This window comes from Streptomyces sp. (genome assembly GCF_035645055.1).
In the GTDB taxonomy this organism is placed as follows: domain Bacteria; phylum Actinomycetota; class Actinomycetes; order Streptomycetales; family Streptomycetaceae; genus Streptomyces.
In genome coordinates this window covers 124344-147335 of the sequence record NZ_DASQNH010000065.1, presented here as the reverse complement: position 1 = coordinate 147335, position 22992 = coordinate 124344, and the positions used below count along the sequence as shown (strand labels likewise).

The following is a 22992-nucleotide window of genomic DNA, read 5'->3' as shown; positions in this document are numbered from 1 at the left end:
GGTGGCGGCAGACCTGCTGAGCAGTGCCGACGGCGACAGGATCGGCGCCACGGCGGCGAGGGCGTCGTACGTGTCGTGACGGCCCGTCCCCGCGTCGTGCCCCGGGTTACGACCGGCGGCGCGGCTTGCCCCGCCGCGCGCCCTTGGGCGCCTGCTTGGCGCCGCCCTTCGAGGCGGCGCCCCTGGCACCACCGCCCCTGGCCGCACCGCCCCTGGCGTCGCCGGACCGGGCGCCGTGCGCGGTCTTGCCGGCGGCGCGGGACCCGGCCGCGGGCTTGCGCCGGGCCGTGCCCTCATCCGCGCCCGTCTCGGGCTGCGGGCGGGTACGGCCCCGGGTGCTATTGACCGTACGGCCGCGGACGATGCCGATGAAGTCCTCGACCAGGTCCGTGGTGGCGTCCTCCGGCCAGGACAGGGCGACGCTCGACTGGGGTGCGTCCACGACCGGCCGGTAGGTGAGGTCCCGGCGGTGGTGCAGCCGGGCCAGCGACTGCGGCACGATCAGGACCCCGATGTTCGCCGCGACCAGCTCGATCGCGTCGGCCGTGGTGGCGGGCCGCTCGAAGGCGGGCTCGCCCGGCGGCCGGTCCCAGCCGAGGACGTCGTCGAGGGGGTGCAGGACCACCTCGTCGGCGAGGTCGTCGAGGGTCACCTCGTCCGCCGCGGTGATCACGTGATCCTTGGGGACCACGACGACGGTGGTCTCGGTGTAGAGGGGGATCGCGCTGAGGACCGTACGGTCGACGGGGAGGCGGACCAGGCCCGCTTCCGCGCGGCCGTCCCGCAGGACATCGGAGGCCTCGGCGGGCTCCACCTGGACGAGCGTGAGGGGGACGTCGGGCGAGCGCTGCGCCCAGACCCGCACCCACTTGGCGGGCGTCACTCCGGGGACGTATGCGAGCCGGAACGAGGGGGAATCCGCCGAGTCGGTCATCCCGCCAGGTTACCGGCTGTGGTCGGAGGTCTCGCCGGCGGCCGATAGTCTGGATGGCATGACGTCGCACCAGAGCACCCAGACGATGAAGCCCGCGACCGCGGCGAAGAAGCTGGGTGTGTACCTTCCCGCCACCCCCGCCGAGTTCCAGGAGGGCGTCGTCTCGCGCGCCCAGCTGGACGAACTCCAGGCCGACCCGCCGGAGTGGCTGCGGGACCTGCGACGCAACGGCCCGCACCCCCGGCCGGTGGTCGCCGCGAAGCTCGGCGTCTCCATCGCCGGCCTGGCCCGCGGCGGGGTCACCGAGGCGCTGACCACCGAGCAGATCGAGGCGCTGAAGCAGGAGCGGCCCGAGTGGCTGGAGAAGGAGCGCGCCACACAGGCCGAGGTGCGCAAGGAGGCGGCCCGGCTGAAGAAGCGCGACGCCGAGCGGGCGCAGGAGGGCGACGCGCGCGCCTGACGCGCGCCCTGTCTGCCCCTGACTCCACCCTGACACGCGCCTGACACGCGCCCTGACGGCGTGCTGCCATCGCACTGCCATGACCTGCCGGCCTCCCTGCCATCCGCCCCGGTCCGGCGCCCGGGGTGCACGGTTCGGATTCGTCCTGAGACACCGGTCCCGTGACGTTCTGCGTCCCGGGACGACCTGTCCGACTGGGAGGATTCGGAATGAGGGCATTGCGCCGTGCTCTGGTCTCCGCCGCGCTCGCTCTGTCGCTCGGCGGTCTGCTGGTCGCGCCGCGGTCACCGGCATCAGCAGGCCGAGCAGCCCGGCGAAGGCGGTGGCCAGCAGGGCGGCGGGCAGCACGGCCGTACCGACGGCGATCAGCGCCGTCGCGAGGGGTCTGCCGCTGGCCGCGGTGAGCGACAGGACCGCGCCGTAGAGCAGCAGCAGCGCGGCGACCGGGCCGAGCGCGGCGAGCAGCGGGCCGAGCAGGGCGCCCGTGCTGCGGGACAGCCGGCCGGTGGCGGTGGCGGCCAGCAGCTCCGGCATACCGCGGGTCTCCACGCCGCGGCGCAGCCGGTCGGTCAGGGCGAGCGCGAGTCCGAGCGTGCAGAAGCCGTTGACGAGCACGGCGGTGATCCCGACCCGGGCGGCCGGGTCGGCCGAACCGGTGACCACGGGCGAGGTGAGAGCGAGCAGCAGGGTCAGCGCGGCCAGCGGCAGCACCGCGGCCCAGACGGCCCGCCGCCGGACCGCCATCAGCGCCTCGTAGCGGATGGTCCACAGCAGCGCGGTCATGGGCTCTCCAGGGTGGGTGGGGCGGTGCCGGTGTCGCGGGGTACGGCTCGCCCGGTGGCCGACGCGCCGCGCGGCGATCCCGGCCCGCCGGACGGCGGCACGCTGTCCGTACGACGCTCCCGCGCTGCCGTGCGGGACGGCGCCGCGCTCTGCGTGCCGTCTCCCCGCACCACCGCCCCGGGCGGCGACGCGCTTTCCGTTCGGTGCATCCGCGCGGCCATGCCGGACGGCGCCGCGTTCTCCGTGCGGCCCGGCTCCGCCGTCCCACTCGACTCGGGTGAGACGCGTTGTTGTTCGCGGCCGGTCCGATCCGGCCGGGAGGTGGTGGCCGGGTGGGGTGTGGGACCCATCAGCCGCCCTCCTCGCGTTCGTGCGCGAGCGTGCCGGAGTGTTCCGCGTCGGCGAGGACGCGCAGGTACGAACCCGGCCCCTCCCCCGCCGACGGCAGTGCGGACGCGGTGCGTCGGTGGGCGGAGGGGGTGCGGGCCGCGGTGGCGGCGGCCTCCGGGGAGGAGCGGGCCGTGTGGGGCGGTCAGCTCGACGCGCTGCTGGTGGCGGGCGTCCAGCGGCACGACCGTGCGGGGCTCGCCGCGGTGCTCGGGGCGGCGCACGCGCTGGGCCGCGCGGACACCGCCCTGGCCCGGTCGGGTGCCGTGCTGCTGACGGCGGGGTGGTGTGTGCCGGGGACCTCGCATGGGGCTCCGCAGGGCCGGGTACCCGGGGGGACCGACCGGACGTCGGGAGGCACATGATGAGCGAGCAGACTCCGTCCCAGGCCGAGGGTGAACGCGACGACGTCACCCCCGCCTACGATCCGCCGCGCACGACGCCTTCCCAGGCGGAGGGCGAGCGGGACGACGTCGAGGAGGTGACGCAGACGCCGCCGGGCGAGGGCACGCACCGGCGGGAGAGTTTCGCGCGCGCCCGTGACGAGGATGAGCCGGGAGCCCACTCGGGCCGGGAGAGCCAGGCCCGTGAGCGGGTGGTGCCGGGCACGGCGAGTGCCACGGAGGGGTACGGCCCGTCCGGCGGCACGGCGAGCGGCGACCCGCTGACCGGCGTGGAGGGATCGGCGGACGAGCGGACCCGCTGACGGCGGCCCGTACCGGGCGGGCCCCGTCGGGCCGTGGGTCCACGTGCCTGTGGACCCGCGTGCCTGTCGCGCTCGCGGGTCGGCGAAGGCCCGGAGGTGAGGCGGATGATCTCCGAGACGGTGACGGTACCCGCCCACGGGGTGGCGCTCGCCGGGGATCTGACCGTGCCGGGCGGCGAGAACCCGGCGGTGGTGCTGTTCGCGCACGGCAGCGGCAGTTCCCGGCACAGTCCGCGCAACCGGGCGGTGGCCGGGAGACTGAACGGAGCGGGTCTGGGCACGCTGCTGCTGGATCTGCTGAGCGAGGGTGAGGAGCGCGACGACGCCCTGACCGCCCGGCACCGCTTCGACATCGGTCTGCTGGCCCGGCGGCTGGTGGACGCGATCGACTGGCTGGAGCGGCAGCGCGCCACCGAGGACCTCCCGGTGGGGCTGTTCGGGGCGAGCACGGGCGCCGCCGCGGCGCTGGTGGCCGCCGCGGAACGGCCGCGGCGGGTGTACGCGGTGGTCTCCCGGGGCGGGCGGCCGGACCTGGCGGGCGACGTCCTGCCGCGGGTCGGGGCACCGGTGCTGCTGATCGTGGGCGGCGCGGACGAGATGGTGCTGGGGCTCAACGAGGAGGCCGCCGCGCGGCTGTCGGCGCCGTACCGGATCCATGTCGTGCCGGGTGCCACGCATCTCTTTCCGGAGCCCGGCGCCCTGGAGGAGGTGGCCGCCGCGGCCGGCGGCTGGTTCCGGGAGCGGCTGGTCCCGAGCCGGTGAGAAAGGGGGCCCGGCCCGCCGTCATGTCACGGGCTGCCGGTCCCCAGAGCTTTCGCGCATATTCGGGTTGTGCTTCCCCGTGCACCCGTGCGCCCCCATGGAAAATGGATGCCGCAATCCGCGATCAGGTTGAACTGGGCAGTACATGATTCAAGTGCCCGTTCGGTGAGAGATCACCGAATTCCATGTTTCGACTGAGACGGGTGGTATCCGATGAGCGGTTCCGTCAGGGAACCAGAGCGGGAATGGACAGTGGAATGTGCCCCCGGCGCGTTCCCACTCCTCGGCCACGGTATCGCCCTGTTCCGCCGACCGCTGGAGTTTCTGAATTCTTTGCCGGCGCACGGGGATCTGGTGGAGGTGCGGCTCGGACCGCAGCGCGCCTGGGTCGTATGCCATCCGGAGCTGGCGCACCGGATGCTGCTGGACACGTCCACCTTCGACAAAGGCGGCACGCTGTACGACAGACTCCGCTCGCTGATGGGCGACGGAGTCGTCACCTGCCCGCACGCGCGGCACCGCCGTCAGCGCCGGCTGCTCCAGCCCGCCTTCCGCCCCTCCCGCGCAGCCGAACACGCGGACCTGATGGGCGAGGAGGCCGCCGCGGTGGCCGCCCGCTGGCGAGCCGGGCAGGACGTCGACGTCAGCGCGGCCATGATGACGGTCACGGCACGCGTGATGAGCCGTGTGCTCTTCTCGGACTCCCTCGACCCGGCGACCCACGCCGAGGTGCGGCGCTGCCTGGCCGATGTGGTGCGCGGCCTGTTCATCCGCACGATCGTGCCGGTCGACGCCGTCTTCCGGGTCCCCACACCCGCCAACCGGCGCTACCGGCGCTCCGTCGACCGGCTGCACGCGATCGTGGACGCGGTCGTCGCCGAACGGCGCGGCGGCGACGCCCAGCACGACGACCTGCTGGGCGTGCTGCTGGCCGCCGCGAGCGACGAGGACGGCGGGGTCACCGACCGCGAGGTCCACGACCAGCTCATCACCCTGCTGCTCACCGGCGTCGAGACCGCCGCCCTGTGCCTGACCTCCGCTTTCGATCTGCTGGCCGGCAATCCGGAGGCGGAACGGGGGCTGCACGCCGAACTGGACACGGTGCTCGCGGACGGACGGCGGCCCGGCGCGGACGACCTGCCCCGGCTCGGCCACACCCGTGCCGTCGTCACCGAGACACTGCGCCACTCCCCGCCGGGCTGGCTCTTCACCCGGGTCACCACCCGGGACACGGAGCTGGCGGGACACCGCCTCGCCCGTGGGACGACGGTGCTGTACAGCCCGTACCTGCTGCACCACGATCCCGCCTCCTTCCCGGAGCCCGAGCGGTTCCTCCCCGAGCGCTGGCTGTCCGGCCGGACCGCAGCACGGCGGGAGCACGCCCTGGTGCCCTTCGCCGCGGGCAGCCGCAAGTGCCTCGGCGAAGGCTTCGCCATGACCGAGGTCACCCTCGCCCTGGCGACCATCGCCGCCCGCTGGCGGCTGACCCACCGGCCCGGTGGGGCCCCGGAGTCCCGCCCCGCGGTGACGCTGGGACCGAGGGCCCTGCGCATGACCTGCGAACCGCGGACGCACCAGCGGACCGGCGCCGCGCACCGTACGACGATCCGCGTACCGGACTCCCGAATGGCAGGTGGCAACGGTGCCGACGACGCATGAGGAGATCACGGTCCCCCAGCAGGGCGGAATTCATCATTCCAGCCTGAGGGAACTGATCGACGCGCAGCTCTACATGCCCTTTCCGTTCCAGCGGAACCCGCATGAGGCGGAGGCCGAGGCGGGGGTGGAGAAATGGCTGAGGGAGTGCGGGCTGAGCGACGAACCGGGCGTGCTGGAGATGATCGCCTATACCCGCCCCGCCGAACTCGCCTCCTTCAACAGCCCGGCCATGGATCCCGGGATCCTCCAGATCGTGGCCAATCAGATCGCCTATCAATTCGTCTACGACGACCGGGCCGAGGAGGTCGGCCGCCGATGGCCGGACCGGCTGCTGCCGATGCTCTGCGAGAGCGTCTCGATCCTGCGGGACGGAGCGGCCCCCACCACTCCCCTCGGCTCCGCGCTGACCGACCTGTACCGCCAGGTCAGGGAACGCTGCACACCCGCGCAGGCCGCCCGGTGGGCGTGGAAGAGCCGGGAGTACGTCCACGGCCTGCTGTACGAGGCGGTGGCCCAGACCTGTTCCGTGCCCCTGCGGATCGAGCTGTGCACCTCGGTCCGCTCGCTCACCGCGGGCGTCGAGCCGTTCTACCCGCTGTGCGAGGCCTCGCAGCCCGGCGAGCTGAGCCACGCGGAGCTGCACCACCCGGCCATGCGGCGGCTGGAGCGGCTGTCCGCCGACGCGGCGGTGTGGATCCCCGACCTGTTCTCCGCGGTGAAGGAGCAACGGACGGGTGAGGTGATCAACCTGGCCCTCGCCCACCGGCAGGCGCAGCGCTGCTCGCTGCCGGCGGCCGTCACGCGGGCCATCCGGCAGATCAACGACACGATCAGTGAGTTCGAGCGGGTCTACGCGGAGGTCGAGCCGGAGTTGACCCCGGCCGGCGTCGGCTATGTGGAGGGGATGATCGGCTGGATACGCGGCTGTTACTACTGGTCCCGCACTGTGCCGCGGTACGGGGAGGCGGTCACGACGCCCTTGCTCCGGTGAGGCTCGACGACTGGCCTTCCACGGATCTCGACGAGGGCCGGTCCTACGACATTGCCAGACGGATCGATCGTCAAACCACCGAGGCCGTTGATTCACCCGAACCTGTCCTTCTCGTGCCCTAATGCGGCCATCCGGGTGGTGTCCTGGGCGTACGCTCACCCTGCCTGCGAGGACCAGCGACAGGAAGCGGTAAGGCACATGGCGCCTGTGTCACGGCAACCGATCACCCATGCACGGCCGTTGTTCGAACGCCGGAGGGAACTCGAAGCGCTCGATACCGCCTTCTCCGAGCTGCGAGCCCCGGCGCATGGCGTCGGACCGAGTCGCGGCGGGCTGCTGGCCTTCACCGGTCCCGGTGGGCTGGGGAAGACGGCACTGCTGTCGGCGGCCCGCACCCGTGCCGTCGGGCACGGGTTCACCGTGCTCTCGGGCCGCGGCGGGGAGGCGGAGCAAGATCTGGCGTTCCGACTGGTCCGGCAGTTGGTTCAGCCCTCGCTGGCGGCGATGGACGAGACGGAACTGCGCAAGTTCCTGGGGAGCTGGTATCCGATCGTCGCCCCGGCCCTCGGGCTGGAGGCGGCGGACAACGGTCTGCCGGACCCGACCGGTGTCCGTGACGGGCTCGACTGGGTGATGACCCGCCTCACGCTCAAGAAGGCACCTGTCGTCCTGCTCCTCGACGACCTGCACTGGGTCGATCTGGAGTCACTCGGCTGGCTGACCTCCTTCGCCCCGCGCGTCGCGGACCTTCCGCTTCTGATCATCTCCGCCTATCGGCCCGCGGAACTGCCGCCCGAGGCAGCCGGGTTCGGGTCCCTCATCGAGGATCACGGGCCCCGTCCCTACTCCCTCGCCCCGCTCAGTACGGGGGCTGTCGCCCGGATCGTGCGGGAGGAAGTGGGAGAGCAGGCCGAGGACGAGTTCTGCGCCGAGTGCTGGTCGGCCACCGGTGGCAGCCCGTTCGAGACCGTGGAGATCGCCCTCGGACTGGCCGAGCGGAACCTCAAGGGCACCCGGGAGGACCTGCCGGCCATGCGGGACCTGGCCGCCGCGGTCAAGGGCCCCGGCCTCCTCGACCGTCTGAACAGACTGGGCACCAGCACCGTGCGCTTCACGCACGCGGCGGCCGTCCTCGGTTCCCCGTTCTCACCCGCCATCGCCGCCGCGCTGGCGGCGGTCGGCAGTGAGGCCGCGGCCGAGGCGGTCGAGAAACTGCGCGCCGCGCGGATCGTGGCCGAGGGCGACGCGCCGGGCGGTTCCCTGGACTTCGCACACCCGATCATCGCCAGGACGATCTACCGCTCCATCCCCGCACACTTCCGCAGCGGCTATCACAACGCGGCGGCGGTTGCCGTCCGCGCTGCCGGGTTCGGCCCTGGGGCCGCTGCCCGCCACCTGATGGAGGTGCCCTGCGAAGGCAAGCCGGAAGCGGTCGAAAGTCTCCGCGAAGCCGCACACGAATACCTTCGCGCCGGGGCGCCGGAAGCCGCCCGCCGACTGCTGAGCCGCGCGCTGCAGGAGCCGCCCCTTCCGGAGCAGCGCGCCGCACTGCTGCATCAACTGGCCTGCGCCACCTTCCTGATCGAACCGACGGCCACGGTCACTCATCTGCGCGAGGCCCTGGCGGAACCCGGTCTCGACCCGGAGCTGCGGGCCTCCATCGTCTACCGGCTGACCCAGGCGCTGGCCCACACGGGCCGGATGGCGGAGGCCGCCACGGTGGCCGAGGAGGAGGCCAAGACCTGCCATCCGCGGATCCGGCTGCGGATGCAGGGGGATCACTTCGTGTGGAGCATGTTCCGCACGGACGAACGCGACTCGTCCGCCCGCTCCCGCAGGCTGACGAAGCTGGCCGAGCGGCTGCCCGGACGCGGCCCGGAGGAGCGCTGGATCCTGGGCCTGCGTGCCTGGGACTCCCTGCTGCGCGGGGAACCGCGGCGGTCCGTCCTCAGGTACGCCGAGGACGCCCTGCGGGGCGGGATGAGCTGGACGGACGAGAACCGGGGCTTCGAGGTTCCGGTGTCGGTGGCTCTGACGTTCATGCACTGCGACCAGCCACGGCGCGCGGAAGAGCTGTTCACCAGGGGGATGGCCGAGTGCGAGGCGAAAGGGTGGCGGGGTTCTCACCTGGCCCTCGGGCAGACGCTGTTCGGGTACATCCGTTACCGCCGTGGCAACCTGATCGAGGCGGAGCACTGGGTACGCCAGGGCCTCCGCACGGCCGAGCGGGTGGAAGGCGCGGTTCCGGCGCAGTGGTTCGCCGTCGGGATCCTCATCCAGACGCTCCTGGCCCGCGGTCGCCCTCTCGCCGCCCGTCGGCTCGCCGACGAGCACGAGCAGTACGGACGGATCGTGCCCAACGCCGTCATCTACCCCGACCCCCGGACCGTCTACGCCGAACTCCTGCTGGCGGAGGGGCGTCACGCCGAGGCCGCGGAGCTGCTGGGCGAGGTCGGGGCGTGGCTGGAGGGGCGGGACTGGCGCAATCCCTCGTGGTGCCCGTGGCGGCTGGATCTGTCGGCCGCGCTGGCGCGGACCGCGCCGGACCGGGCGGTGCGGGTGGCCCGGGACGCCGTGGCGCACGCCCGGGACTTCGGGGCGGCGTCGGTGATCGGGCAGGCGTTGCGGACCGAGGCCGAGGTGACCGGCGGGCGGGCGGCGCTGGAGTTGTACGCGGAGGCGGTGGAACGCCTGGAGCAGTCGCCGTCCGCGTACGAGCTGGCCCGGGCGCTGGTCGGGCATGGTGCCGCGCTGTCCCGGTACGGCCGGCTGCAGGACGCCGCCGACCGCCTGTACCAGGGTCTGGAGGTCGCCGTCCACTGCGGTGCGGAGGCGCTGGCCGGGCGGGCCAGGGAGGAGCTGTCGACCGCCGGGCTGCGCCCGCTGCCGTTGAGGTACGCGCAGACGGACACGCTCACCGGGCACGAGCGCCGGGCCGCGGAGCTGGCGGCCCAGGGCCGTCCGGTCTCGATGGTGGCCAAGGAACTGCATCTCACCGAGCAGGGGGTGCGTCAGCTTCTGTCGGCCGTCTACCGGAAGCTGGGCACCGATCCGGCCGGCCTCGTCGACGCGCTGGAGGCGCTGCCGCGGGCGTGACGTGCGCTGTCACCCGTGTGGCGCAGGAGCGGCACCGGGGCGATGATGGTCGTGTGGACGGCGCCTGGACCTGCGAGAGCTGCGGCAGGGACGCACCCGAGAGCGCGCAGCAGTGCCGCTGGTGCGGCGCCTGGCTGGCGCCGTACAACACCGGGGAGCCCCCGAAGCGGCCGTGGTGGCGGCTCCCGAGGACCCTGCCCCAGGTGGCCGACGACCGGCGGACATGGCTGGGGCACTCCCCCCACCGCAGGACGTGGCGGGGGCACCCGGACACGGTGACGATCGACCGCGTTCCGCCGCCCAGGCCGGAGCAGCAGCCGCCGCTGACGCTGGTCTACGCGGGCCGCGGCACCATCGAGGGTGTGGCGCGGAACGTGGAGATGCGCACCGAGTTCACACGGAGTGCCTGGACCACGAGTACGACGGTGGTGTGCAACTTCCGCGCCGAGATCCAGGACCGGCACAGTGGCGAGCAGCTGCGTCTGGTCGCCGTCGAGATGCGCGGCGACTCCTTCGAGGGGACCGTCCACGAGGGCGACTGGGTGCGGGCGACGGGCGAGTTCCAGCGCGGGACGCTGCGGGTGCGGCGGCTGCGGAACCTGACGACGGGTGCGGAGGTGTCGGTGGGGCGCACCAACTGGACCGCGATCGGCGTCATCCTCGTTCTGTTCCTGGTGTACATGGTGTATTTGTTCGGCTTCGTCGGGCGCTGAGAGGCGGCCGAGCCGGCTGCTGCCCTGTCCCGGTGTCCGGCTACCGGCGGGGCGGGAACGGCACTCTGAGGTCGACCAGCCGGAAGTCGCCGCCGCCGCGCGGCTCGACGTAGGCCAGCGGGGCGTAGTGGTACCGGATGCCGTGCGGGCGGCGGGGCAGGGGGCGTCCACGGTGGCCGAGGGGCCATTCGACGTCTCCGGTGAGGACGCGGGCGGGGATGAGCCAGTAGTCTCCGCGCCGGTAGACGCGGGACCGGCCCTCGCCGGGCTCGAAGCGGATCTCCACCCCGTCCTCCAGGGGCAGCCACTCGCCCTCGCGGACGGGCAGGCCCATCTCGGCGGCGCCGTCGCCCCACGCGCTGCCGCCGTGGTCCCAGCGGCGCAGCAGCGGATGGCGGGACGGGACCCGGCCGGCGGCCGGGAGGTAGGGGTCGTCGGCGGGGTCGGCGTCGAGGAGCACCTGGTAGCCGCCGTAGTCGATCTCCCGGACGGTGTAGAGCCGGCCGCAGCCCTCGTCGGGCCGGTCGGAGGCGCCGCGGCAGACCGTGGCGTCGTCGACCAGCTCCACCACGTCGCCGGTGTCCACGCCGAGCTTGTCGTCGCGGCCGAGGGTGTCGAGCCGGACGGCGGGTCCGGAGATGTCGCGGACGGGCAGGGTCACCGAGCCGTTCTCCCGGGACCATTTGAAGGTGGCGGTGCCCTCGGGGCCGCCGTGGTGCACCTCCACCCGGTACAGCTGGTTCTCGGGGGCGCGGTAGCCGGCGGACGGGGGCAGTTCGCTGACGGCGGGGGTCTCGTCGGGGCGCCGGGTGCGGGCGGCGAGCATGCCGCGGGGTTCGAAGCGGCGGCGGATGCGGTCGCGGACGTAGCGCACCGCCTTGCGCACGTCGGGGACCGGGCCGCCGCGTTCCATCGGGAGCAGGCACAGTTGCCAGACGACTCGGGTGCGGGCGGTGGTGTCCGGGCCGTCGGTGCCGAGGGCGACCTCGCGGATCCAGGGCGCCTCGACCGCGGTGACCAGCCGTTCCCAGACCCTCAGGTACACCAGGAAGGGCCCGGACGGCAGGTGGTCGTCCGCCCGCTCGGTGTCGAGGTGGCCGTCGGGCTGGTTCCAGTAGTCGGTGCCGTCGCATTCGCAGAGGATGCCGTCGACGTACATCCGGCCGGGCGCGACGGTGAAGTTGTCCCCGTCGTAGCCGTCCACGCCGAACGCCCCGACGCCGTCCGGGTCTTCGTCGGGCGGGTAGGCGGCGGGGCCGAGCAGGTCGGTGGCGAGGGTGCGCAGGTAGTGCAGGAGGATCGCCGTCTGTTCGTTGATCTCGGCGTCGAGCTGGACGCGGCCCTGCTGGGACAGGACGGCCGAGAAGCGCCGGGCGGGGTCGAAGGTGACGCGGGAGAAGTCGCCGTGCATGGGGGGTGTTTCCTGCCTGTGGGGGGTGGGGCCGCGCGGCGGCTGTCAGGTGACGAAGAAGAGTCCGGTGTCGCATCCGGCGGGTGTGTACTCGGCGAGCCGGGTGCGCAGGTTGTCCTCGCGCTGGGTCTCGAACAGGTGGTGCAGGGCGCCGGGTTCGCCGCCGTCGTCGGCGCCGCGGCGGATCTCCTCGGCGCAGCCGTCGGCGAGCCGGACGTAGTCGGGGAAGCCGTACCGGGTGCCGGCGAAGCGCAGCGCGACCCGGGCGGGATCGTCTGCGGGCTCGGGCCGGCAGTGGAAGCGGGGCGGGGTCCGCGACCCGGGGGGCACCCAGCAGAACCGCACGGAGCCCTGGTCGCGCCGGGTGATCCGGAGCTCGCCGTCGAACAGGCAGTTCTCCAGGACGTCGACGGCGCGGGCGCGGACGGAGCCGATCACGGTGGTGCGGCGGGTGGTGAGGAGGACGGGGGCGGGGCCGCCGTACGGGTCGGAGAGCGCGGTCGACTCGCGCCGGTCGGCGTCGAGGACGGTGTCGTACAGGGCGATGCGGGAGGGCTCGTCCTGGCCGGCCACCGTGAGGGCGCCGAGCACACTGTGCCGCACCTCGACCCGGACCGGGCCGTCGGCGATCTCCAGGCTCGGCGCGTCGGGCGCGAGGGGGGTGCCGCCGGGGGTGAGGGCCCAGCCGGGCACGAACGTGCAGTGCCGGACGGTGAGCTGGGAGATCCGGCCGGTGACGCGCACGCCGCCGCCGGTCAGCAGCAGGCCGTCGAGGACGAGCCGCGCGGTGCGGGGGCCGCGTTCGGGGCCCTCGACCAGCAGAACGCGCGGGTGGTCGCCGTGCCGTCCGGACAGCCGCACGACGGGTCGGACGCCGTCCGCGGCCCGCAGGGTGAGGAGGTCTCCGGGGTCGAGCCGGATGTCGGTGAGGTCCTCGTGGACGTCGTTGGCGGTGAGCTCGACGACCGCCGCGGTCTTGTCGGGGTCGCCCTGTTTCTCGGCGTGCCAGCGGTCGAGGGCGTCGCTGACGCGCTGGTGGTCCTGGCCGGGGCCGACCCGGTAGCGGGCCGTCTTGCCGGTCGCGGGCGCGTCCGGGCGGGGGTACTCGCCGCCGCCGAGGTCGCCGGAGAAGGCGTGGTGGTACGTCACCCGGACGCCGCGGGCGGGGGCGGTGCCGGTGGGCAGGGCGAGACGGCCGAGGACGGGGTCGACGGCGACCTGGTCGCCCACGGGGCGGTACCGCCAGTCGGAGAGGTCGGCGGCCACGATCCGGCTCAGCGGCACCGGATCGTCCTCGGGATCCTGGCCGGTCCAGACGCACAGGCTCTTGCCGGGGCCGTAGAAGTCGTACGGCCGTTCGGCGAGGGCCCGGCGGCCGATGGGCTCCGGGACGTTGGTCTCGTCGGCGACATGGCCGCTCGACGGCTCGGGCAGCGGCGCGGTGAACAGGGGCGTGTCGACGGCGAGCACGTTGAAGGTGTAGCAGGCGTCGTCCCGGTCCAGGCAGTACGCGGGGGCGCGTGTCACCGAGTAGGTGCGCAGCCGCCACACGTGCAGGCCCACGGACTGGACGCCGTACCGGCCGGAGCGGCGCGGGGAGCCGGCGCGGGGCACCTCCACGGTCCGGGCCAGCTCGTCGAACGGCCCGCCGGTACCGGCCGGCGGCCCGGCCCGCCGTACGTCGACGAGCGCGCCGCGGGCCCGGCGGCGGCGGGCGTCGAGGTCGTCGGAGGTGTACCGGCGCACCGGCTGGGTGACGGCGAGGGTGCGGCGGTACTCGACGACGCGGGCGGGCCAGCCGGCCACGCCGGACGCCAGGTCCTCCAGGAGGGCCAGAGTGCCTTTGCGGCGGCGGTTGGCGACGGTGTCGGCGACGTCGCGGCGGGGCACGGCGGCGGCCGGGAGGCCGGTGGCGCGGGCGGTGTCGTCGGAGAGGGCGGCGGCGATGCCGGGCAGCACCTGGTAGCCGACGAGGTCGCCGATGTAGGGCGCCACCCAGTCGTCGCAGGTCTCGATGAACCAGTTGTCGTAGAGGCGGTCGATGTCCTCCTCGATGACCCGCACCTGGTCGGCGATGACGCCGAGCAGCGTGTACAGCGGGCGGCCGCGTTCCTCGTCGTGCCGGCGGTGCACCGCCGGCAGCAGGGCGTACAGCTCGTCGGGGGTCATGGAATCCTCCGCAGGATCAGGGTCCCGGGCACGGCGGGGTCGAGCAGCACCAGCTGGGCCGGACGCAGCAGGGTGCGGGCCGGGCCGGGGGCGGGGGGCCGCGGGGTGCCGGGGCGGTCGAGGACGACCGTGGGGGCGTGCGCGGCGTCGAGGACGACGGTGGGGGCGTGCGCGGCGTCGACGACGACGGCGGTGCCCTCGGGGCCGGCCGTCTCGCGTACGGCGCGGGGGCCCGCGGGCAGCGCGGGCACGATGGGGACCACGGACGGGTGGGCGGCGAACCGGGCCGCCTCGGAGGCGGCGGCGCCCTCCGGGACCCCGCCGAAGGCGTCCACGTCGACGAAGTCCACGCCGGGCACCGCGTGCGCGGCGGCGACGACGGCGCTGAGGTAGACGGGCTGGGCCAGCCGGGCCGCGTCGAAGCCCAGCCGGGCGGCGAGCGCTTCGCGCACGCGCCGCTCGACCTTCTCGGGGAGGTGGGTGGGCAGGGTGCGTACGCCCAGGACGACGACGAGCCGGACCCGTTCGCAGGGTTCGACCCGGACCGGCAGTCCGGGGTCGCCGTACCGGCGCAGGGCGGTGCGCAGCGCGGTCAGCAGCGGTGCGGCGGGGTCGAGGGGGGCGTCGCCGGCGGCGGCGACGGTCACGTGGACGAGCGGGCGGCGACCGTCGGTGACGCGTCGGGCCACGGCCTTGCCGACGCCCGCGAAGGCGCGGGCGAAGGACTCGTAGTCGCGCACCGAGACCAGCCGGTCGAAGGCGGCGAGGCGCAGCGGGATCGCCTGGCGCAGTTCGGCGGGGCCGTCGGCGTCGGCGCCGCCGGCGGCGGGCAGCGGGTTGGTCACGGCGCTGACGCCGAGCGGCTTGCTGAACACCTGGCTGATCCGCCCGGCCGGGACGTTGCCGGCCCGGCCGCCGCCGACGCGGTAGCGGGCGGTGACGTTCTCGCTGCCGGTGGGCAGTCGCGCGCCGTGCCGTCCGTCGCCGAACTCCACCGCCGCCCGGCCGTCGGTGCCCGCGACGAGGCGGTAGACCTGGTCGGCCGGGCCCGCCTCGCCGAGGTCGGAGGTGCGCCGCCAGGCCACGTCGTCGACGCGGACGGTCAGGGATTCCTCGCCGCCGTCGGCGGTCGTGGACGGCAGCCAGACGAGCGGGCCCTGCTTCAGCGGCAGCACCTGTCCGGCCCGGGCGCCGTCGCCGCTGCCGAGCACCTCGGTGACGGTCTCCCCCGCGGTCGCCGGGACGACGTTGCCGTGCACGACGACGCTGTCACGGCGGTAGCGGTGGGCGAGCGGGGCGGTGAGCAACAGGGTGGTGCGGACCCGGGCGTCGGCCGAGCCGCCGTCGAAGGCGTGCCGCACTCCGGCGAGGACGGCGAGTTCGGCGCCGGGGACGCCGGGGCGGCGGCCCGGCACGGCGCCGTCCGCGGGCGGGGCGTCGGGTACGACATCGGTGCGTTCGCCGGAGACGACGAGCAGCCGGCCGGGGGCCAGTCCCTCGAAGGTGCCGTCCAGGTCGATGGCGTCGCCCAGCACGTCGGTGGGGTCGGGCGAGGGCGCGAGGAGGAGCGGCACGGGCGCGGCCCACACGGTGGTGGCGCGGCGGGCGGCGATGTCGTCGACGTTCTCCGTCCAGGGCGCGTCCAGGCGCAGCCGGGTCACCCGGACCGCGTCCTGCTCGTTGCCGACGGCGATCCGGTCGGCCTCGGTGACGCGCAGGACGCGGGTGCGGGAGCGGCCCGCCACCCGCACCGCGATCCGGCTGCCGGGCTGGATGTCCTCGTGTACCGCGTCCAGCAGCAGGACGTCGGCGGCGAGGGGTGCGGTCCCGTCGGCCCGGGCGGGCACGGCGGAGCGCAGCAGCCGGCGGACCCGCTCGTCATCGGGGACGGCGGCGCCGAGGGGGGCCGTGGTGAGGCGGAAGTGCAGCACGCCCGGCGGTGGGGTGCCGGCCGGGGCGACGGCGGCCAGCGCGTCGTACAGGGAGGCGGTGAGGCCGGGCCGGTTGCCCGCGAGGAGGCGGGGCAGCGCGTCGGAGCCGGCGCCGAGGACGGCGCCGACGGGGGGCGGCGCCAGGGACCGGGTGCCGGGCGGGGGGCCGCCGCGGCCGAGGGCGTCGAGCAGTGGGTCGACGCTGTGCAGGATGCCGCGGCCGGGGGTGGCGAGGTCGCGTGCCAGCGCGTCGCGGCCGGCCGCTCCGGGCGGTTCGGCGGGTTCCCGGGTCAGGCGGCGGACGGCGTCCCGGACGGCCGCGAGCCGGACGGCGGCCCGCTCGGCCAGGGCGTCCGTGTCCAGCTCGCCGGAGAGGTCGGGCAGCCGCTCGCGCAGCCGGCGCAGCCTGCGGTCGAGCCGGGCGGCGAAGGTGTCGGGGTCGCGCAGTTCCCCGGCTCGTTCCCGGACGTCCCGCAGCAGGTCGAGCAGTTCTTCGAAGGGGCCGCGGGCGTCGGCCCGCCGGGCGGCCTCCTCCAGGTCCTCGCGCAGCGCGTCCACCGCGACGTCGAGCTGCCGGGCCGGGGCGGGCACGCGCAGCCGTACGGTGGTCCGCCCGCGGGCGGGGTCCCGCTCCACGTCCTCGACCATGCGGGTCAGGTCCAGCCGGGCGTCGGGGTAGGTGAACAGCAGGCGGTCGCCGGGGCGCAAGGGGTGCTGGACGCCGTCGACGTCGAGGGCGGGGACGCGGAGCGCGAGGTCGGGGGTCAGGGTGACCGGGCGGGTGGTGCGGACGGGCAGCCGGTTCCACTCCGCCCGGGCGGTGAGGTCCCTGGACGTTTCGAAGGGCAGCGGCAGGCCGCCCGGTTCGGGCGTGCTCCTGGCCTGGGAGCCGGCCGGCACCACACAGGACGAGCCGGGGTCGAGGGTGTAGGCGAGGTGGGTGGCGGCGGCGAGGGCGGGGCGGGGCCGGTGGCCGACGAGCCGGCCGAGCCGGACCAGGGAGTCGTGTTCGGTGGCGGTGCGCAGGTAGCCCTCGTTGGCGATGCGCTCCTGGTAGAAGGTCAGCACGTCGGCGACGACGGCCCAGGCGTCCAGCAGGGCGATCGTGGGGTCGTCGGGCTCCCGGGTGGTCAGCGCGGCGAGGGGGCCGTCCTCGTCGGGCGGCAGGGCGCCCGCCTCGGACAGCCGGGCCAGCATCGCGTCGAAGAACTGGCGGTGGGTGCCGACGCGGTAGGACAGGGCGGGCAGCCCGGGCCGGTTGCGGGGCGGAGCCGGGCGGTCGGTCGGGGTTGGGCGGTCGGTCGGGGTTGGGCGGTCGGTCGGGGAGGTCATCGTCCTCCTCTCAGGTGCAGGGTCAGCCGGCCGTTCTCCGGGCGGGTGACGTCGCCGTCCAGGCGGGGGATCTCCAGGGGCCGCATCCGCAGTTCGCCGGAGGACGGCACGTCCGGGCCCGGCACCGCCTCGTCGAAGTCGTGGATCCGGCGCAGCCGGGTGACCTCGGCGTGCCGCACACCGGGAACGTCCATGCACAGGGCGACCAGGGCGCTGGCCCGCACGGGGGTGCCGAACGTGAGCGCGGCGGGGTCGAAGAATCCGGTCCGGCCGCCGGGGCGGCGTCCGGGCAACAGCCGCCGCAGCAGTGCTCCGCGGATGTGGGCGGTGATGTGGTGCGGGTCGACGAGCACGTCGAGGGCGAGGTCGAGGGGCACCAGGAGGGCGGGGCGGGTGACCACGTCGTGGCCGATGCGCCGGTAGCGGTACAGGTCGGCGCGGACGTCCTCCAGGAGCCGGGCGGAGGGGGCGGTGGCGCCGTCCGGGTCGAGGGCGACGTCTGCCTCGTACCAGCTGCCGGTCCAGCGCAGGGTGGCGGCGGCGCGCTGCACGCCGGGCCGCTGGGCGGCGAGGGTGGCGTAGTCGTCGGCGGTGACCGCGCGCAGCAGGGTGCGGAAGGGGGCGCGGGGGGCGGCGAGGCGTACCTCGGCGACGGGTTCGGGGTCGGTGCCGCCGGTCGCGGGCAGGGGGTTGCGTACGCGGGTGACGATGCCGTCCAGGCCTGCGTCGCGGGCGGCGACGCGGTTGACGGCCTCGCGGCCGGTGTTGCCCGCGCGGCCGTTGCCCACCCGGTAGACGGCGCTCAGCTTGCTGCCGGGGGTGGGGGCCCGTCCGCACCGGCCGTCGCCGAAGCGGAGGGAGAGGACGCCGTCGTCGTCGGTCTCGGCGGTCACATGCCGGTCGCGGGGCCCGCTGGCCAGCAGGTCGCGGCGGGGCAGCCAGGACGGCTTCCCGGTGCGGTCGGCCTCCTCCACCGGGCGCAGCACGGGCGGCGCCGGCGGTCCGCCGGACGGCACGTCCCGGCGGGGCGGCCGGACCGGCTGCTCGGTCCGGCCGGCGTCTTCCTCCACCAGGCGCACGGCGGGCAGCGCCTCACGGGGGTCGGGGCGCAGCGCGGTGCTCGCCGGGCCGTGCAGGGCGGGGTTGCCGGGGAGCAGGGAGGCACCGGCGACGCCGCCCCAGGTGCGGTCGAACTCCCAGCCGACGTCCGCCGGGTTGAGGACGTATCCGGAGCGGGCCTTGCGGATCAGGCGTTCGAGCTGGCGGATCTTCGGGCGCAGCAGTTCGTCGAAACGGGACCGCAGACGGTGCAGCGTGTCCTCGGGGTCGGCGTCGTCGGCGAAGGCGCGGCCGAACAGCAGCCGCAGGAAGGCGCGGTCGTCGTCGGTGAGGTCCGTCGCCGAGTACTGGAGGTCGCGCAGCCGGTCGCGGGCCTCGGCGGCGAGGTCGAGGAGCCGGTGGGCCTGGGCCGCGGCCATGTCGCCGGGGCGCGGGTAGGGCGCCGACCAGGTGAGGGGCCGGCCGTTCAGCCGGGCCGTGAACGGCCGCCGGCGTACGCCGTCCGGCTCCGGGACGGTGTCCGGCACGTGGATGATCTCGGCGGTGGCGTCGGCCAGCCAGGTGTTCTCCAGTCCGTGCTCGACGAGGACGGCGTTGCCGCGCGCCACGACGGTCGCGCCCGGCCGGCCGTCGGCACCGCGCGGGTTGCGCACGGACAGCGGGAAGGCGAGGGCGTCCTCCTCCGCCCAGGCGATTTTCAGTACGGGGGTGCCGGTGTTCGCGTCGGTGTCGCGGGTGACCCGGGTGAGGCGGACCGCCTGCCGGTGCGCCGGGTCGGGCGGGCCGCCGTCGGGGCCGCGCGTCTCTTCGAGGACGATCAGGTCGCCCGGCTGGAACTCCAGGGCACGGCCGGGCCGGCCGTCGCGGAGGGCGGCCCGGGTGGTGCCGGCGGGCAGCGGGAAGGCGTCCTTCCCCCAGGCCCACAGGGGGACGCTGTTGTGCTGGGGCCGCAGGCACATCTCGGTGCGCTCCAGCGGCTGGTAGACCGGGTGCGGGCCGGCGGCGAGGGCGGCGGCGGGCATCACGGGGCCGCTCACCGGGGGGAGTTCGCCCTCGGGGAGCGCGGTGAACGCCAGATCCTGGGTGTGCACGGCGACGGCCGCGTTCGTCTCCAGGCAGACGACGGTGCGGGCGGCGCATCCGTCGTGCATCGGGTAGCCGACCAGCCGGGCGTGCCGTCGTACCGAGGTGCGCAGGCGGGCGGTGTCCAGGTAGGCCTCGGTGGCCACGGCGTCCTGGTGGTAGCTGAGCCGGTCCCCGACGTGGGCGAGGATCTCCACCAGGGTGATCCACAGGTCGGGTACATGGCGTTCGGTCCACTGCGGCAGGGTGAGCGACAGCCGCTCCAGGAGCAGCCGCCGGAAACCGGCGTAGTCCTTGGCCAGGTAGTCGATGGCGGGCGCGGGAGGGGCGGGCGGGGCGGCGGGCTCGGCCGCGGGTTCCGTCTCGGGGCGGGCGGTCGGGCGGAAGGTGAACTCGGCGCGGTTGCGCCCGCCGTGGAAGCCGCGGCCCAGTACCCGCAGCCGGTAGGTGGAGTCGTCGCCCGGCCGGTCCAGGGTGAGCCGGAGCCGGCTCACCGCCCGCTCCCCCGGCATCTCGCCGGTCTCGTCGGTCTCGTCGGTGACTCGCAGGACCCGCAGTCCGACGACGCGCCGGCCGCCCTCGATCAGGAAGCTGTCGCGGCCCAGGTGCCGTGGGAGGGGGCCGGAGAAGATGACGGTGAGGGTGCGCCGGTCCCGGTGCGCCCGTACGGCGTCGATCCCGGCGAGCCGGGCGGCCGGTCCCCCCTCGGCGTCGCCGAGTCCGGTCATGCCGGTCGTGTCGGTCATGAGGTCACCCCCGTGCGCACGCTGACGGTACGGCTCTCCCCGGTGGCCTTGAGGACGTACGCGACGTGCACGTCGAGCGTGGCCTCCCGGGACGTCACCGTCAGGGACTCCACCGCGATCAGGTCGCCGAGCCAGCGCTGGAGGGCCGCCTGGGCGGTCGTCTGGAGGGTGGCGCCGAGTTCCGGGCTGTTGCCGGCGAAGACCAGGTCGAGGAGGTTGCAGCCGAAGTCGGGCCGGTTGACCCGTTCGCCGGGGCTGGTGAAGAGGACCTGCTCGATCATGTCCCGGACGTGATCGGGGTGGCCGGTGACCGCGGTGCGGCCGCGGGCGTCGACGTGGTAGGGGAAGTCGATGTTCATCGCGGTCACATCCCCCGCACCCGCAGCTGCATCGCCAGCACCAGCGGGGGGTTGGGCGGCGGGGTGCCGATCCCGATCGCGGGAGCGGGGCTGGCCGGCGGGCTCGGATGCAGCAGCACGGGCAGGCCGTTCACGAACACCCGGGTGGAGGTGTGGAGCCAGGTGACGCCGGTGCAGGGCGGCGCGCCGAGGGTCATGGCCGGGAACGAGCAGCCGGCCACCAGGAACATGTCGGCGCTGGTGGCGACCGGTTGCGGCCCGACGAGCACGCGTTGCTGCACCGGCGCCGGGATGGTGACGAGGCCGGGCGGATGGGCGCACATCATCATCGCGCCGTAGTGCATCAGCAGTCCTGGCATGGTGTCCTCACAGCACCGTGAGCGCGCCGCCGTTGACGGTGACCTGGGGTCCGGCGAGTTGGACGGTGGCGAGTCCGGGGCCGCAGGACAGCTCGATCGACATCTCGTTGATCTTGAGGTACGGCCCGTTGCCGCCGTGCAGTTGCAGCTTGATCCCGCCCGACGGGCCCGGCAGGTCGCTGATCACCAGGGCGTTTCCGGTGGGGGTCGCCAGCACGATCTGCGGGATGCCGGGCGGGGTGTCCCCGGCCGCCGGGGGCACGTCCCCCGAGCTGCCGCGCCGGAAGCCGACGCAGACCGGCCGGTCCAGGTCACCGTCCAGGAACCGCACCCACACCCCGGAGTCCGGGGGCGGCACCACGTACATCCCGCAGTCCGGTCCGGCCATCGGGGTGAGCGGCGCGGCCCACACGGGGTTGTCGTCACCCAGCACCTCGGGGACGCGCACCATCAGCCGCCCGACGCCGGTCGGGTCGACGGCGGAGACGACGACGCCCTCGTACATGCCGTGCCACTGCTTCGCCCCCGGTGCGGCCGGGCCGGCCTGCGGCATCGTCGACGCGGCGTCGGGTGCTGCCGGGTTCGCGTGGGGTGCTGTCATGGGGTCACCACCTGGATGTCGGCGCCGAGTCCTTCGCGGACCAGCGTGAAGTGCTGTCTGTAGGCGTCCCGGGTGAGGTCGTGGGTGACGGCGGCCACGAGGTACCGGCCGTCGTAGGCCTGGCCCGCCCCGCGCACCCCGACCAGACCGTGCGGGCTGAGGACATGGCCGTAGCGCAGGACGTCGAGCGTGCCCCGGCCGGTGACGGGGTCGGCGGCGACCGCCCGGCCGAGCCCGGCCAGCAGGGTCCGGGGCAGCGGCCGCCCGGTCTGGCCGCGCAGCGCCTCGGTGCGCAGCGCGGGGGCGGGGCCCGCGGCGAGGGCGGCCCGCAGCAGGCGGGGCTCGGGGGCCGTGACCTCGGAGGAACTGGCGGACGAGCCCTCCAGCCGGTGGGTGCCGTGCCCGGACGCGGCGAGCCCGTCGAGGGCGAAGGTCAGTTCCTCGACGTTGTCGGCCGCTCCGCAGCCGGTGGTGAGGGCGGGTTGCAGGGCCCCCTCCCGCTTCTGCGGGCCCCAGTAGGCGGTGCTGACACCCGGGGTCGGGCCCGGTTCGAGGTGGAAGACGTGTCCGACGTCGGCGGCCATGGAGCGCAGATAGGCGAGGTCGGTCGCCGACTGGACCGGGATCTCGACGACCGGGTTGGGCTGGTCGGTGAGGGCCGGGGCCACGGCCCGCGGGGTGATGCCGTACTGCGCGTATCCGGCGCACACGGCCGTCGCCCGCAGATGGGGGGCCAGTCCCGGGAAGGCGCGCCGCACGTGCTTCAGATCCATGAGCACCGTCAGGTCCTCGCCGGTGACGACGAGATACGACGCGCCGGGCGCCCGTCCCGCGTGCAGTTCCTGCCGGGTGATCACCCCGTCGACGAGCACATGGCAGCGGCCCGCGAGGACCACGGCCACGACGACCCGCTTCTTCGGGTGCAGGGCGCCGGACGGCAGGACCGCGCGGTGCAGCGGCGAGCGGGGGCCGAGCGCGAAGGTCAGCTGGAAGCCGTTGGTGGTGCCGGTGGCGGCGGTGATCCGGGCCGCGTGCAGGGCGTCGACGAGCTGTGCCGGGGCCGGGCTCGGCACGGTGTCCCCGACGAGCAGCATCAGGTGCAGGCTGTGGACCGTCACCGGGCCGGCTCGCCCGCGACCGGCGCCGCCGACGCCTCGGCGGGCAGGGTGATCCGCAGCCGTCGGCCGGGGACGGCCGTCAGCTCGTCCGGGCGCATCGCCCGGTTGGCGTCCGCGATCCGCCAGGACTGCTCGGGATCGCCGTACCAGCGGGCCGCGATCAGGTCGAGCCGGTCGCCGGCGACGACGACGTGCTCGCCGAGGACCGCGAGTCGCTCGGGCCGCGGCAGCGGACGGCGGCGCAGATGGGTGACGGTCCGGCCGTCCGCGAGGGTGTGGGTGGCGGTGGGGACCTGGTGGTATCTGCTGGTGGGCTCGATCATGTCCGATCTC

Annotated in this window: 18 protein-coding genes; 8 read left to right on the top strand and 10 right to left on the bottom strand. The window is 74.9% G+C overall.

Going from position 1 to position 22992, the window contains the following annotated elements; translation table 11 throughout:
* Window positions 1-106: 106 nt before the first annotated feature.
* Complete coding sequence (locus VE614_RS22380; protein WP_324939978.1) at window positions 107-934, bottom strand: LysR family substrate-binding domain-containing protein; 828 nt, start codon at window positions 932-934, stop codon at window positions 107-109.
* Window positions 935-992: 58 nt separating this feature from the next.
* Here VE614_RS22380 and VE614_RS22375 point away from each other — a divergent pair, with 58 nt between their 5' ends.
* The 8 genes from VE614_RS22375 to VE614_RS22340 all read left to right on the top strand — a co-directional run bounded on the left by VE614_RS22375 (window position 993) and on the right by VE614_RS22340 (window position 10491).
* Complete coding sequence (locus tag VE614_RS22375) at window positions 993-1394, top strand: DUF5997 family protein (protein WP_324939974.1); 402 nt, start codon at window positions 993-995, stop codon at window positions 1392-1394.
* Between the two features lie 1274 nt (window positions 1395-2668).
* Window positions 2669-2929, top strand: a complete 261-nt coding sequence (locus VE614_RS22370; RefSeq protein WP_324939970.1) for a hypothetical protein — start codon at window positions 2669-2671, stop codon at window positions 2927-2929.
* Complete coding sequence (locus VE614_RS22365; RefSeq protein WP_324939967.1) at window positions 2929-3270, top strand: hypothetical protein; 342 nt, start codon at window positions 2929-2931, stop codon at window positions 3268-3270. The genes VE614_RS22370 and VE614_RS22365 overlap by 1 nt, the downstream gene beginning before the upstream one ends.
* A 105-nt stretch (window positions 3271-3375) precedes the next feature.
* Window positions 3376-4032 (top strand): dienelactone hydrolase family protein, encoded by a 657-nt coding sequence (locus tag VE614_RS22360; RefSeq protein ID WP_324939963.1) that lies wholly within the window; start codon window positions 3376-3378, stop codon window positions 4030-4032.
* 213 nt (window positions 4033-4245) lie between these two features.
* Window positions 4246-5691 (top strand): cytochrome P450, encoded by a 1446-nt coding sequence (locus VE614_RS22355; RefSeq protein ID WP_324939959.1) that lies wholly within the window; start codon window positions 4246-4248, stop codon window positions 5689-5691.
* Entirely contained in the window at window positions 5675-6682 is a 1008-nt protein-coding gene (locus tag VE614_RS22350) for a (-)-alpha-amorphene synthase (RefSeq protein WP_324939956.1), read from the top strand. Before VE614_RS22355 ends, VE614_RS22350 begins: the two co-directional genes overlap by 17 nt.
* Before the next feature lie 198 nt (window positions 6683-6880).
* Window positions 6881-9778, top strand: a complete 2898-nt coding sequence (locus tag VE614_RS22345) for a helix-turn-helix transcriptional regulator (protein ID WP_324939953.1) — start codon at window positions 6881-6883, stop codon at window positions 9776-9778.
* Between the two features lie 53 nt (window positions 9779-9831).
* A complete protein-coding gene (locus VE614_RS22340; protein ID WP_324939951.1) occupies window positions 9832-10491 on the top strand; it encodes a hypothetical protein in 660 nt (219 codons plus the stop codon).
* 40 nt (window positions 10492-10531) lie between these two features.
* On the opposite strand, the gene VE614_RS22335 is transcribed toward VE614_RS22340, so the two are convergent.
* Genes VE614_RS22335 through VE614_RS22295 form a run of 9 tightly spaced genes read right to left on the bottom strand, consistent with a single transcriptional unit; the run spans window position 10532 to window position 22982 of the window.
* The gene (locus tag VE614_RS22335; RefSeq protein WP_324939948.1) at window positions 10532-11902 is read right to left on the bottom strand and encodes a DUF6519 domain-containing protein; all 1371 of its coding nucleotides are present in this window, start codon (window positions 11900-11902) and stop codon (window positions 10532-10534) included.
* 45 nt (window positions 11903-11947) lie between these two features.
* Entirely contained in the window at window positions 11948-14071 is a 2124-nt protein-coding gene (locus VE614_RS22330; RefSeq protein WP_324939944.1) for a hypothetical protein, read from the bottom strand.
* Window positions 14068-17334, bottom strand: coding sequence for a putative baseplate assembly protein (locus tag VE614_RS22325; RefSeq protein WP_324939941.1), 3267 nt, complete (start codon window positions 17332-17334; stop codon window positions 14068-14070). Before VE614_RS22325 ends, VE614_RS22330 begins: the two co-directional genes overlap by 4 nt.
* Window positions 17331-20222: a putative baseplate assembly protein gene (locus VE614_RS22320; protein WP_324939938.1), complete on the bottom strand. Its 2892-nt coding sequence runs from the start codon at window positions 20220-20222 to the stop codon at window positions 17331-17333. The genes VE614_RS22325 and VE614_RS22320 overlap by 4 nt, the downstream gene beginning before the upstream one ends.
* A complete protein-coding gene (locus VE614_RS22315; RefSeq protein ID WP_324939987.1) occupies window positions 20219-20581 on the bottom strand; it encodes a GPW/gp25 family protein in 363 nt (120 codons plus the stop codon). The genes VE614_RS22320 and VE614_RS22315 overlap by 4 nt, the downstream gene beginning before the upstream one ends.
* Window positions 20582-20586: 5 nt before the next feature.
* Entirely contained in the window at window positions 20587-20940 is a 354-nt protein-coding gene (locus VE614_RS22310; RefSeq protein ID WP_324939935.1) for a hypothetical protein, read from the bottom strand.
* Window positions 20941-20947: 7 nt separating this feature from the next.
* A complete protein-coding gene (locus tag VE614_RS22305; protein ID WP_324939931.1) occupies window positions 20948-21541 on the bottom strand; it encodes a phage baseplate assembly protein V in 594 nt (197 codons plus the stop codon).
* Window positions 21538-22659, bottom strand: coding sequence for a hypothetical protein (locus tag VE614_RS22300; RefSeq protein WP_324939928.1), 1122 nt, complete (start codon window positions 22657-22659; stop codon window positions 21538-21540). Before VE614_RS22300 ends, VE614_RS22305 begins: the two co-directional genes overlap by 4 nt.
* A complete protein-coding gene (locus tag VE614_RS22295; protein WP_324939925.1) occupies window positions 22656-22982 on the bottom strand; it encodes a LysM domain-containing protein in 327 nt (108 codons plus the stop codon). Before VE614_RS22295 ends, VE614_RS22300 begins: the two co-directional genes overlap by 4 nt.
* Window positions 22983-22992 lie beyond the last annotated feature (10 nt).